Annotated in this window: 7 protein-coding genes; 4 read left to right on the top strand and 3 right to left on the bottom strand. The window is 29.5% G+C overall.

Translation table 11 applies throughout. From position 1 onward, the window contains the following. The first annotated feature begins 399 nt into the window (after nt 1-399). The 4 genes from SJY27_RS12130 (at nt 400) to SJY27_RS12145 (ending at nt 8,216) form a co-directional block, all read left to right on the top strand. Nucleotides 400-3,234 carry a histidine kinase gene (locus SJY27_RS12130; RefSeq protein ID WP_397445111.1) on the top strand — a complete coding sequence of 945 codons (2,835 nt, stop codon included), beginning with the start codon at nt 400-402 and terminating at the stop codon, nt 3,232-3,234. Continuing rightward, on the top strand, nt 3,231-3,983 hold the full coding sequence (locus SJY27_RS12135; RefSeq protein ID WP_397445112.1) for a LytR/AlgR family response regulator transcription factor: 753 nt from the start codon (nt 3,231-3,233) through the stop codon (nt 3,981-3,983). The genes SJY27_RS12130 and SJY27_RS12135 overlap by 4 nt, the downstream gene beginning before the upstream one ends. 104 nt (nt 3,984-4,087) lie before the next feature. Then, on the top strand, nt 4,088-6,868 hold the full coding sequence (locus tag SJY27_RS12140; protein WP_397445113.1) for a T9SS type A sorting domain-containing protein: 2,781 nt from the start codon (nt 4,088-4,090) through the stop codon (nt 6,866-6,868). 472 nt (nt 6,869-7,340) lie between these two features. Then, nucleotides 7,341-8,216 carry a DUF6252 family protein gene (locus SJY27_RS12145; protein WP_397445114.1) on the top strand — a complete coding sequence of 292 codons (876 nt, stop codon included), beginning with the start codon at nt 7,341-7,343 and terminating at the stop codon, nt 8,214-8,216. 97 nt (nt 8,217-8,313) lie between these two features. On the opposite strand, the gene SJY27_RS12150 is transcribed toward SJY27_RS12145, so the two are convergent. The 3 genes from SJY27_RS12150 to SJY27_RS12160 form a co-directional block, all read right to left on the bottom strand. Continuing rightward, nucleotides 8,314-11,784: a hypothetical protein gene (locus tag SJY27_RS12150; protein WP_397445115.1), complete on the bottom strand. Its 3,471-nt coding sequence runs from the start codon at nt 11,782-11,784 to the stop codon at nt 8,314-8,316. Nucleotides 11,785-11,907: 123 nt separating this feature from the next. Continuing rightward, a complete protein-coding gene (locus tag SJY27_RS12155; RefSeq protein WP_397445116.1) occupies nt 11,908-12,633 on the bottom strand; it encodes an SGNH/GDSL hydrolase family protein in 726 nt (241 codons plus the stop codon). After that, on the bottom strand, nt 12,620-13,798 hold the full coding sequence (locus SJY27_RS12160; protein WP_397445117.1) for an acyl-CoA dehydrogenase family protein: 1,179 nt from the start codon (nt 13,796-13,798) through the stop codon (nt 12,620-12,622). Before SJY27_RS12160 ends, SJY27_RS12155 begins: the two co-directional genes overlap by 14 nt. Nucleotides 13,799-13,943 lie beyond the last annotated feature (145 nt).

Genomic DNA, 13,943 nt, shown 5'->3' on the forward strand with positions numbered 1-13,943 from the left:
CTGTAATAAGTATCAAAAAAAGGGCATCAACTGTAAGCGATGCCCTCATATTTTACTTCAAAAGGCATCTTAATTATAAATTTATATTTTTTTCTATTTACAGTAAATTTACTTTACATTAATTAAAGTATTTTTAATCATATACTCAATTATATTTTCATTTGTTTTTAAAAAAATTACCAATTATTAGGTTTTAAGTGTTTACAAATTATTTTTTAACGTTTTTTTTTTAGAAAAAAAATTAAGGTATTTAGCAAAAACAAATTCTAGCTTATTATTTATGTATTAAGTTTGCTTTTTGATGCTATGTATTCCATGTATTATATTAAATTTTATATCGTTTTTTTTGCGGCCTTTTTTGTTACAACTGTTTTTTCTCAAAACCCAGTAATAGAAGAGATGAATAAAATCTCTAATCTGCCAGATGTTGAGTTTTATGATGTTAAAGAAGATGCACAAAAATACATTTGGTTAGCTGCTAATAAGGGTTTGTATCGTTACAATGGAAAATCATACAAACGCTTTAGTCATCCAAAACAAAAATCAAACTCACTCTTTCAACTAAAGTTAGATCACTTAGGGCAATTATGGTGTAACAATCTTTATGGACAGCTATTTTACGTAAAAAACAATAAATTACAGTTGTTTTATGATGCAAGTCAGTTTGCTAAAGGACAACTTTTTGGATATGTAATAAATTTAAAAACTATACGCTTGTTTACCACAACAGGTATTTATGATATTGATAAAATTACAAGAAAACCAATAAAAATATCTGATGGTTTATGCATTAGCAATGCCAATGATGAGCAAATGAATTATGTGTTTGTTGTTAATTCTGAGAATGATTTAAACAATAATATTACTTTTAAAATTGATAATCTATTAGGCACTAATATTGTAAAAATTGAAAGTTTTAAGAATATTCAATCTCCAAAACTATTTGGATTTAAAAATCATGTATTTTTTACCCATAAAATTAATAATGATAATGTACTATATATTATCAATAAGGATAAGAAAACAAAACAAAAATTAATTACGCCAAATGAATTAAAAGATAAAACTATTTATAATCTTTTAAATTTTAAAGGTAATTACTGGTTTTTAACAACTTCTGGTGTCTATATTTATCAACTTAAAAATTATAAACTAGTTTTTAAAGACCATATATTTAAAAACGAATCTATTACAGATGTAGAAATAGATTTTAATAATAACTATTGGTTTACAACATTAGATAATGGTGTATTTGTATCTCCTAATTTAAACATACGTCAGGTTAATTTAAAGTCTTTAGTTTTTAAAATTACAGCCTCTTGTAATTTAAATAATAATGAGTTTGTTTTAGGAACTAATGATGGTAAATTATTTTTTTATAATACTCAAAAACAATTTAAAACCATTCAATTACCTAGTAAAAAAATAGTTGGTAAACTTTTTTTTGATACACAAAAAGAACAGTTAATTGTTAGTATAAACGCTACTGAATCTTTTACAATTAACTTAAAAAATTATAAAATTACAGATACAGGTTCTAGATTTTCTGTGGCTAAAACTTTTTCTAAAATAAATGATACGTTATTATTTTATGGGAATTATAAAGAAGGCATACTTTATAACAATCCATTTAAACTCAAAGAAAAAAAGATTTTAGGATCTAATAGAGTAAAAACATCTATAGTTTATAAATCATCTCTTTTAGTGGCTTATATTAATGGTTTCTTTCAATACGATTTAGATACATTTAATCAGAAAGAAATTAAAATAAATGAAAAAAGTTTACTAGTAAATGCTATAACTAAATCTGCAAATACAGTTTGGTTAACAACACAACATAATGGTTTTTTAAAACTAACAAATGATACTTTAACCCAAGTAAAATTGGGGTTGCCAAAAAATGTACAAATAAATGCAATAAAATCTGATAGAGATTATTTATGGATTTCTACAGATACTGGTTTATATCAACACAATACCTTAACAAATACCTTTAAATTATTAAACGCTCAAGACGGAATTAATACAGCTGTAAATAATTTTTTGATTCTCAAAGATTATATTGTTATTACTTTGCCAAAATCATTTTATGTACTTCCAAAAGAAAAAGGTTTGTTTAAGACTTTTAAAACAGCCAAGGTAATTATAAAGAAAATAATTATTAATGATAAAGATACATTGGTAAAACCCCAATATAAACTACCTTTTAATTTTAATAGAATAGGGGTGCATTTTAACTCAAATGGCTTTCAAAGTAATAAACACGTAGCTTATCAATATCGTATAAAATCTATTGATACAAGTTGGCATCAGATTCCCTTAAACACACAAACAATTAATTTTAATAGTTTATCTAGTGGAAAACACAAAATTGAGTTAAAAGCTAAAAATATAAGTGCTAAAAAAGCAGTTTATGCACCTTCTATTTCTTTTATAATTAGCAAACCTTTTTGGCAAAGTTGGTGGTTTTATCTAATAATACTGCTCATTATTTTTACCTCTATTTGGTTGTATTTTTGGTGGAGTTCAAAACGTAAAGAAGCAAAGCGAAACATTGAAATTGATAAAATTTTAATCGATAAAAAAATTACGCATTTGCGTTTAGAAAATTTACGTTCTCAAATGAATCCGCACTTTATTTTTAATGCGTTAAATTCTATTCAAGATTATATCATATCTAACAAAAAAGATTTAGCAAGTTCTTATTTGGTTAAATTTAGTAGATTAATACGAATTTATCTAGATTACAGTCAGCAAAACGAAATTACATTGCAAGAAGAATTAAACGCCTTGAAACTGTATTTAGAGTTAGAAAAAATTCGTTTTGAAGACGAACTAGAATATAGGGTTCAAACAGAACAACAGGTAAATACTAAAAACATAAAAGTACCTCCTTTATTTATACAGCCTTATGTAGAAAATGCTTTAAAACATGGGTTGTTGCACAAATCAAACAATAGAAAACTGCAAGTAATTATCAAAAAAAAATCGGATACTATTTTAGAAATTACTATAGAAGATAATGGCATTGGACGTATCAAGTCTCAAGAAATAAAGCAGTCAAATCATCAGCATAAATCATTTGCCACAAAAGCTAACGAAGAACGTGTGTACTTGTACAAAACAAAGTTAAAAAAAGAGATTAGCGTTAAAATAATTGATCTTTATAATAAAAATAAAGAAGCAACAGGAACAAAAGTCATTATTAAAATGTCAATACCAAAATACTTATGAAAGCAATAATAATAGATGATGAAAAAAGAGCAAGGCATTTGCTTTTGAGTTTGTTAACAGAACATTGTAAAAATATTTCTAGTATTTTTGAAGCACAAGATTTAGTGTCTGGTGTAGATTTAATTAAAACTATAAAACCAGATTTGGTGTTTTTAGATATAGAAATGCCAAATCAATCTGGATTAGAAATTTTAGAATATTTCCCAAATCAAATCGATTTTAAAATCATTTTTGTAACTGCCTATAACCAATATGCTATTGAAGCTTTTAAGCTTTCTGCTATAGATTATCTTTTAAAACCTATAGATATTGACGAGCTTAAAGAAGCAGTTGCAAAATCAGAAAAAGCTATAAAAGCTAGTAATCTTAGCGAACAACTTAAAAAATTACGCAAGTCTTTAAAACAGTTGTCTGTAGATAAAATAGCTTTAGAAATTCCTAAAGGAATTATGTTTGCATCTCATAATGATATCATTTATTTTGAAGCAGATGGAATGTATACTAACGTTCAGTTGGTTAATGGTAAACAAAAAACTATCTGTAAACCTTTAAAACATTTTGTAGATCAGCTAGAAAAAAATGCCATGTTTTTTAAATGTCATAGGTCGTATTTAATCAACTTAAAGTATGTAGATGAATTGGTTAAAGATAGTGGAGATTATTTATTAATGAATAATCAAAAACGTATTCCAATTTCAAAATCTAAACATGATCAATTTTTAGAGGTCATTAAAGAAACGTTTATGTAATTTTTATTTAGAAAGAAATTAGAGCTATTCAGAAAAAAGCAAATTGAAAACCTTTTTTGATACTGTTATTTTGTGGTTGATAATTAATTTTAATCTTAACTACAATGAAAAAAACATTACTCTTATTTTCCTTTTTTATATTAAGTTTTTCTAACGCACAAACCATAGTTTATGTAGATTTAGATGCCTCAGGAACTAATGATGGCTCCAGTTGGGCAAATGCATATACATCTTTACACGATGCCTTAAACAATACTAATATTGCAGGTGCAGAAATTTGGATTGCAGAAGGAACTTACACAACTGTAGATGCTTCAACTCCGTTTTTAAATAAATATGGTGTTAATATTTACGGTGGTTTTGTGGGTACAGAAGCCACAAAAGCCGATAGAAGTACTGATCCTTGGTTACATCCTGTCTATTTATCTGGAGATATTAACGGAGATGATTTAGACGAATTACCTCGTGTAAATTCATTGTTTAAAAGCGATAATGCAAGCCGTATTTTACAAATTGAACCCATAACAGTTAGTGGTTCAACTTTAGTTCATGTAAATGAAAGAATAACAATAAATCGTATCAATTTTGTAAATGCTCATGGAGGTAGTGCATTATACAGTCACCCAAGTACAGTAAACTATACTCAAAAAGAAATTACACTTTTAAATTGTCGTTTTTCTAGAAACTATGCTGCCACTAGGCCTGCTTTTGATGTTTGGTCTTATGAGGTTGGAGGTTCTTCATCAAATCCTCTAAAAACGTTTTCTTTATTAAACAGTATTGTTGATGAAAATGTATCGCAAGTAGGGTTCGCTTTTGAATATCGAGGACTTCGAGATTATGATGCCATTTTTATTGCTAACAATTTATTTATTGCAAACAAGGTTATAGATGCTGGTAGATCTGGTAGTGTAGCAAGATTTATTTCTAACGGAGCACAAGGTGTAAGTGTACATTTTTTAAATAACACACTTTCTTTAAATCAAGAAGGTACAGGTGCAGCAGTTGCTGTGGCTAGTTGTATTCGTTTAGAAAAAACATCTGGTAGTGTTGGTGGTGCTTGGTACAACAACATATATTATAACAATTCAGGAACTACAGAATATATAGGGTCTACAACCATAGGATCTGCAGGTATTTCTGTTGGTAATACAAATGCAAGAGATTTTACACCAGTTTATGATGTACCAAACTCTGTTTATTTGCCATCAAACCCTTTTGTAGACATTTCTGCAGGAAATTTTGAACCTATAGCTGCATACAGACAAAATGGAACCATGGGCGGTTCAGCTTATAATTTATCTGATTTTCCAACTACTGATTGTTTTCAAAATAGTAGAACCTATTCTAGTGGAACAAGCATTGGCTTAGGGGCTATACAACATGCAAATACAGCCATGTTTCATGGTCCTGCAGATATTGCAAGTCTATCGCTACCAACACTAGTAGCAGCAATATTTGTAGATGCTGCAGCACCCGTAAATCAAGAGGGTACATCTTGGGCAGATGCTTACAGTTCTATATACGATGCTTTAAACGATCCTAGTTTAGCGCCTGGAGGTAAAGTATATGTAAAAGCAGGAACCTATTACCCAACAAAAGGAGGGTATACTATTAGTGATAATAATGTGCAAATTATTGGTGGTTTTGATGGTACTGAAACCGATGAAAATGATAGAGATATGTCATTAATATATTCAACAAATGCTACCATTATTTCTGGTGATGTAAACAAAGATGATATTGCTGGCGATTTTGCTGCTAATAAAGTCGATAATTTAGAGCAATTGATGGCTGTTAATACAAACAGCGTAACCCTTGATGGATTTATTTTAGAAAGTGCTCATAAACCTAGTGGTAGTAACCCTGTTATTTATTTTCCAACAACGTATAATACTTCTTATTTTACGTTAAAGAATAGTATTATTAGAAACAATTATTCTGGTAACGGAATGTTGATGGATTATAGATATTTTACAGATGATATTCAATTTATCAACGTAGCTATAAAAGGGAATTTACTGAATAAGGGTGTGGCTTTATTTCAAAGTTCAGCTAGTAATACACCTATTAATTTTAAATTCGTAAATTTTGAATTTACTGATAATCAATACAATTCAGATTTTGGAGCCATTTGGTTTAGAGAAACAGGTACATCAAAAATGAGTACAACTATTTTAAATTCAACTTTTGTTAACAATAAAAACGATTTTTCAACATCTACAATTAAACATTTAATCAACATCAGTTCTTCAGGATCGTTAGAAAATGAGGTAGAGGTTTATAATTCAATATTTTACAATAATTTTTACAATACTTCTGTTGTAAGCTATGTTGTTTTTGATAACTCTAAACAAGCAGAAGGAAATTTTGGAGATTTAGATATTGATAATTGTATAGCACCAACAACAACTCCTTTTACAGCAAATATAGATGGAGATGCTTTTAATATAAACACAGCAAATCCTAATTTAGATGCTAATTATAGACCTACATTATCTTCAGTAGCTGTTGTAGATCAGGCAACTAATTCATTTTACAATTCTAGTTTATACGGTTCTTTAGATGCTTCTGGTAATACTAGAATAATAAATTCTACTATAGATTTGGGTGCTTATGAGTTTGATACCACATTAAATATTACAGATATAAATTACGCAAACAGTAGCATAATTGTATATCCAAACCCAGTAAGGGATAATTTGTTTTTAAAATCTTCGGAGTCTATTACAAGTTTAACCATTTACAACATCAATGGGCAAAAAGTAAAACAGATTAATAGTTTTGATAACTTTATAAATGTTTCTGAGTTGCCTAATGGTTGGTATATGATTCAAATTCACTCAAATCAAAAAATCACGAATAAGAAATTTTTAAAGTACTAAAAAAGCCAAATATTTATTAAAATAGGCTGTCTAAAAAGTATAAAATCCCTGTCATTTAGATTGTAATAGAGAAATCTTAATTTATGATCATCATATAGTTAGATTTTTCGACTTCGCTAAAAATGACATATAGATCTACTTTTCAGACAGCCTGTTTATTTTAATAGATTTTGATGTTTTATTTTTATTTATTCTAAATAAACGATTATATTTGCAACATAAAACTACAATATGATTGTTTTTTATACAGCAAAAAAACCTACAATTCAATTAGAAAAAGTACTAAGTTTCGATACTACTTGCTTTACTAACTGTATAAAACCAAAAAGTAAATGTTGCCAGAAATACAAGAAAAAAGGTATTAATTGTAAAAGATGTCCACATATATTATTAGAGGCTGCCTCTTAAATTATGTAGCACAAGTTTATTTACATCATTAATATTCTTACTTTTGCTTTTTACATCATAAGCTATGAAGCGTATTCACTATTTTCTTGTATTACTTTGTTTTGTTTTTGCTACAAATTCTTGTGAAGAGAATGGAATTTTTTTTCCACCATCTGAAAATAATGCTTTTTTTGAAGTGATAATTGATGGTGAACTTTTTACAACAACAGAGGCTAATTTTACTACTGATGGAGATCATATAGCAATCAATGCAATAAAAACAGATTCTGGAGAGGTGTTTACTTTAAGTGTAGAAGGTTTTGCTATTGGGAGTTTTAGTCTTGAAGGTATAAATAATACAGCATCTTATATTCAAAATGATCCTGTTTCAGCTGGGGTTTGGACCACTTTTGGAGAAACTTCAAGTAGAGGTAATATTACATTTACAGATATTAATTTTGTAAATAATACAGTTTCAGGAACGTTTAGTTTTATTGGAAAAAATGATGTATTGGAGAGTTCTAAGGCTTTTTCAAACGGAAGTTTTAGCAATATACCTATAAGTACACAACCAGTTTTTGAAGACAGTTTTGCAGCAAAGGTAGATGGTGTAGTTTATCAAGAAATAAGTTTATTTGCCAGTTCAATTACTATTGGAACTAAAAATTTAATCAATATTAATGCCAATAAAACTTTAACAGAAACCATTACTTTTAATTTTAATGAGACCATTACACCAGGTGAATATGATTTTGGTAGTTTTAGCAACCAAACCTATCCTACAGGATCATATACAGATGATTTAGGTAATACTTATGAAGCGGTTGGCAAAATAACGATTACAAGTCATGATACTTCCGCAAAAATAATATCGGGTACTTTTAATTTTAATGCCACACCTGTTGCAAGTACAACTGTAGCACACGCTATTACAGAAGGATCTTTTCGTGTTTCTTACTAATAAAATTTCTTACTAATATAAAATTAGCATAAAAAAAGGGCATCAATTTATTTGATGCCCTTCAATCTTTAATTAGCTGTTAAAACGTTCAGTATTATTAAAAACTACTCTTCCTTTTGCATAAAGGATCTGCACCTATAGTGCCTTTTAAACTATCTAAATATGCTTTTGATGTTACTTTTTCATAAAGTGCTTTTACGTTACGTAAACGATTTTCAATGTTCATTTCATTAACCAAAGTTGCGTTGTTTGGGTTTTCTATAAAACGCGTTAAATATGCTATTTGACGTTTGTAAAAAGCAATATCTTTTTCTTGTTTTAACGCTAAACGTTGTTGATACCAATCGCTATTTAAAACATAATCTCTGTTAAAATATTCACGTAATTCTGGGTCGCTTATATCTTTACCTTCATAATTTCCATAAGCCATAATGTGTAATAAAATTTGTAGTGGTGGTATTGCATCTGCTATACTACCATCTTCAAAATAGTTTACGGCTACTTTTTGCTGGGCTTCTACAATGTTGTTAATTCCGTCTACAAAATCTTCTAAACTTTGTAATTCTGGTTTTAACATACGTTCGCTAAACACTGCTGTAGGCTCATCAAAAATTCTATTTAAACAATATAAATCAAACTTTTTTGTAATTCTATACCCTAATCTACTTGCTAACACTTTTTGCCCTTCGTATTCAAAATCTTCTAATTTTTCTAAAGAACCGTTTTTAATTAGATTCTTTGGATCTCTATCTTGAGGAGTCATTCTTGCCCAAATTTCAGGAATCAATAAACTCACATCATGATCTATTTTGTTTTCTGAACCAATATGGCCAGCTGCTGTGCTAAATCCATTAGAAGCTGTTAAAATATGAGATAATAACGCGTTATTTAAATCAGAAGTAGGTGTTAACATGTTAAAAGGGGCTTTTGTTAATGCACCTTCAGAGCCAGCACCAGTTGTTGATGGCGATTTACCTGTTAAACTACAGATAAAGTCCATAAATAATTCTGGAGTTTCTTGGTAGTGAATTGGGTTATACACTGCCAAAGGTCTAATTCCGTTAGCTTTATCTGCAGGATTATTTCTTCTACCAGGTAAAACAGCATTAACCACATGAATAACAGGGTCTTCTTGTTTTATTTTTCTCGTTAAACGAACTCCAATATCTGAAATGTATGAAGCTTCATTTTCTTTATCAAATTTATTAGGTTCTAAATAACGTGGGTTTTTAGTGGGTAAACCATCTTCAATAATTCTTGGGTGAGAAGGCAATACAAATTGAATATCTTCATCATCACTCTTAATAATTTCTAAGATAAAATCTTTAACAGGTTCTGTGTATTTATCAAAATTAATGGTGTCTTCATAAATAGCTATAGCATCTTGTTTAGTTAACTTTTCGTAGTTAGTTAAAAATCTTCCATCAGAAATAATATCTAATTCAGCGCCTTTATCATACCCTCTTACAATTGCTTCATCTGGTCTTTGAAACAAATGTGCTTCACAGTTTGTAACTACTTTTACACTAGGGTTGTCAAATTCTGGGTTTAAATCTTTAAACTGATTTCTAGGTAAAGTTATTGATGCAGAAATGTCATCTTCTGTCTGAATTTTTTCACTTGCCGAAAAATCCGAACGTAATTTATTCAACATCCAATTGCCTTGTTGATTGAATCCTATACGAACGTAACTACCAACAACAGCAGTGTTGTTGTATAGTAATGATGTACCTTTTGCGCCATTAATAATTTCAACAGACATCATGTCTTTCCAATTTAAATTGGCACCATGAGCCTGTCTAAACATACGTTTTACCAATAAAACTAAAGAACGAACGTGTACAGGAATATTGCTAATAAACTCGTTAAACTCATCAGAATTTTCTTCAGATGGTGTTAATAATTTAACCACAGAGCCTAAGGTTCTTTTTTCACTTAAAAAAGATCTAGATAATGGTCTGTCAATGGTTTTATCTTTCCATCTTGTTGAGTAATTGAACTCTATAATTTCATCTGCTTTCTTAAAATCTTCTTCTATATTATGAATGTTGAAGTTGCTATAAGTAATTGCATTTTGCATTGATTTAGAAATCTCAGATTTACCACCACCAGAAACAGTGCAAGGTTTATGACAGAAAACACCTTCTGGATAGGTTTCTACAATGCGCCATAATTTATTTTGAGGATGTTTTTCTAAACGCAATTTATTTCCTGAAGGATGAATGTAGGTTTTAAAAGGAGACAATCTTAATTCTTGTTGTGTGCCTTTATACTCCCAACTAATATTATTTTTATTGATATCAAAATAAGCTGTTTCAGGAATGTAAACTATATTAGGGTAGTTTTTATCGATTGCATAATTTTCTGGTTTTACATCAATACGATCTGCCAATAAAGTTTTTACATTTTCAAATGTATGATCTAAACCATAATACCTAAAATAATCTTTTCCGTTTACAGTATCGCCCATAACTCGTCTTGCATAGGCAATTGCACCACCAGCATGTTCTTCTTCTACTAACCCATATAAGTTAGCAGAATAGCTAATTTGAGTTTTAATTTCTTTTTTAGAATATCCATAGTAGTTATCAGCAATTAAGGTAATAACCACTCCTCGTTCATCTCTACAGGTAATTTTAAATGCCCCACCATTATTGTATAATTCGTTTTCATCTGTCCAGCACATTCCGTCTTTTTTCTGACGTTCTGTAGCATTATCAAAATGTGGTAAGCCTACCTCTTTTTTCTTTAGTTTTAATAATTGTGGTGCTAAAACTATACAACCTGTATGGCCTGTCCAATGTTCTGTATCTAGAGCAGCGTCATTTTGTGCAATGGTTGGATCGCCAGCATTACCAAAAATACTTTCAACAAAATCTAAATTACTTACCAAATTACCAGGTGCAAAAAAGCGAACTTCTAATGATTTTTCAGGAATAATGCCTTTTACCTCTGGGCAAACTGTTGGTCTTAACAGCATAGAAACCATCACTTTTGCATTATCTTTTTGGTTTGCAGTAAATGGTAGCACTTTTAAATCGTCAGCAGGATTAAATGCAGCATTTAAAAAGTGAGCAAAAACTACTTTTGGCACTTCAAACTTATCTAATGGTACAGGTAAACTTCCTTCAACAATATGAAACGTGCCTTTTGTAGTTCTTTTATCGTGTAAAGGATTGTTTAAAATACCTTGTTTTAATCTGCTAGATGTAACTAAATCACTTTTAAAAGAATTACCATTTGGTGGTAAACTTACTTCCCTTGCTTGCCCTGCTTTTGATAAAATTAGAGTATTGTTGGGTATTGTTATGTTTTTATCTATTTTTATTTCTTTTAAATAATCATCTATAAAACTTTGTATTCTGCTATCTACAGGAGAGAGATGACTGGATAATAATCTCGATTTTTCTTGTAAACTTTTTATGAGTCCGCTTGTTAATTTCTCGAATTTTGGATCTAAGAATTTACCTGTAGGATCTTTAAAGGTAGGTTGACCTAATGAAGCTAATTGTAGGTTAATAAACTGAATAATGTCTTTTCTAGATTCTTGCATCGTGTTTAGTTTCATGTTATCACATAATTAATATCACAAAATTAGGTTACAGGCTTTGTAAAAAACCTGTCAAATGTCATATAAACCATAATTATTAACGAATACGTTTTAGGAGATATTTATCTAAAAATGATAAAATTACAATCCAAGTTTTTGGGTGGATAAAGGTAGCAGTAGCTTTACAAATTCTGTATAAGCTTCTTTAGAAGGATGTAAGCCATCACTTGCAACATACTCTGGATTTTCTAAACCAGCTTGTGTAATATCTGTAATATTTATAAAAGTGATATTATTAGTTAGGCAAAAATTTTTGATGTGCGTATTATATTTTTGAATTTCGCTTGAAATACTTGTGTTACCATTTCCAAAAGGTGTAAACGCATAATCAGGAATGGATAAAACAATAAGTTTTGATGTATTGGAATTTACAGATGCTATTGCTTTTTGAATAAGTTGAGGGAATTCTGTTTCAAAAGTTGAAAAAGGCAACTTTTGATATTGATTATTCACTCCAATTAATAGAGTAACCAAATCAAAATTGGTTGATAATTCTTCGTTATCAATTGCGTTTATAAGGTTTCTGGTAGTCCATCCAGTTCTGGCAATTACTTTTAAGTTAAACTCAACCTCATTATGTCTTTGTTGTAAAGAATCTCTAAGTTGTTCTGGAAAACCACAAGTTGAACATACACTTTGACCAATTGTATAGCTATCTCCTAAAGACAGCATATTGATTTTTTCATTAATAATTTCTTCAAAAACTTCATCTTCAATAATTTCGGTTGCAGAGTTATTTCTGCAAGAAAAAGATACAAAAACAAGGTAAAAGTAAAAGCTATATGTTATAAATCTATTTAAATGCATTTAAACCAGTAATGTCTAGTCCAGTAATTAATAAATGAATATCGTGTGTTCCTTCATAGGTTACTACGCTTTCTAAATTCATCATATGTCGCATTATAGAGTATTCACCAGAAATCCCCATTCCACCTAACATTTGTCTTGCTTCTCTAGCTATTTTCAAGGCCATTTCTACATTGTTACGTTTAGCCATAGATATTTGTGCAGAAGTGGCTTTATCTTCATTTTTTAAAGTACCTAACCTCCAAGCTAATAATTGTGCTTTGGTAATTTCTGTAATCATTTCTGCTAATTTTTTTTGCTGTAATTGAAACTGACCAATGGGTTTACCAAACTGTTTACGTTCTTTAGAATATCTTAAAGCAGTATCATAACAGTCCATAGCAGCACCAATAGCACCCCAAGCAATTCCATAACGTGCAGAATCTAAACAACCTAAAGGCGCACCTAAGCCAGATTTATTGGGTAATAAATTTTCTTTAGGTACTTTTACATTATCAAAAATTAACTCTCCTGTAGATGAAGCTCTTAAAGACCATTTATTGTGAGTTTCTGGTGTAGAAAAACCTTCCATACCACGTTCTACAATTAAACCATGAATTCTACCTTCTTCGTTTTTAGCCCAAACTACAGAAATATCGCAAAAAGGGGCATTAGAAATCCACATTTTTGCGCCATTAAGTAAAAAATGATCACCTTTATCTTTAAAATTAGATTCCATTCCACCAGGGTTAGAGCCATGATTAGGTTCTGTTAAGCCAAAAGAACCCATCCATTCTCCAGAAGCTAATTTTGGTAAATATTTTTTACGTTGCGTTTCATTACCATATTTATAAATAGGATACATTACTAAAGATGATTGCACAGAAGCAGTAGAGCGTATACCAGAATCGCCACGTTCTATTTCTTGCATAATCAATCCGTATGAAATTTGATCTAAACCAGATCCACCATATTCTTCTGGAATATAAGGCCCAAAAGCACCAATTTCTGCCAAACCTTTTATAATTTGAGTTGGAAATGCTGCTTTTTGAGCATACTCTTCAATAATAGGAGATACATTTCGTTTAACCCAATCTCTAGCAGCTTCTCGAATCAATTTATGCTCTTCTGTAAGTAAATCATCTAAATTGTAATAATCTGGTGCTTGAAATACATCTGGCTTCATTTCTTTTTTAGTTTGATATTATAGAATACAAATTGTTTATTTTTAAACAATTTAAAAAGAATTGTTAAAAATATTTTTTAATTAATGATATAAAAATACGGATTTTTTGAAGTTCTTTTGCGGAAAGGTTTAAAAAGTTAACCTT

This window comes from Polaribacter sp. R77954 (assembly GCF_044595335.1).
GTDB lineage: Bacteria > Bacteroidota > Bacteroidia > Flavobacteriales > Flavobacteriaceae > Polaribacter.

Excerpts from the sequence above, each read along its gene's own strand:
- SJY27_RS12130 (WP_397445111.1), top strand. The coding sequence starts at position 400 with ATGAATAAAATCTCTAATCTGCCAGATGTTGAGTTTTATGATGTTAAA.
- SJY27_RS12135 (WP_397445112.1), top strand. The coding sequence starts at position 3,231 with ATGAAAGCAATAATAATAGATGATGAAAAAAGAGCAAGGCATTTGCTT.
- SJY27_RS12140 (WP_397445113.1), top strand. The coding sequence starts at position 4,088 with ATGAAAAAAACATTACTCTTATTTTCCTTTTTTATATTAAGTTTTTCT.
- SJY27_RS12145 (WP_397445114.1), top strand. The coding sequence starts at position 7,341 with ATGAAGCGTATTCACTATTTTCTTGTATTACTTTGTTTTGTTTTTGCT.
- SJY27_RS12150 (WP_397445115.1), bottom strand. The coding sequence starts at position 11,784 with ATGAAACTAAACACGATGCAAGAATCTAGAAAAGACATTATTCAGTTT.
- SJY27_RS12155 (WP_397445116.1), bottom strand. The coding sequence starts at position 12,633 with ATGCATTTAAATAGATTTATAACATATAGCTTTTACTTTTACCTTGTT.
- SJY27_RS12160 (WP_397445117.1), bottom strand. The coding sequence starts at position 13,798 with ATGAAGCCAGATGTATTTCAAGCACCAGATTATTACAATTTAGATGAT.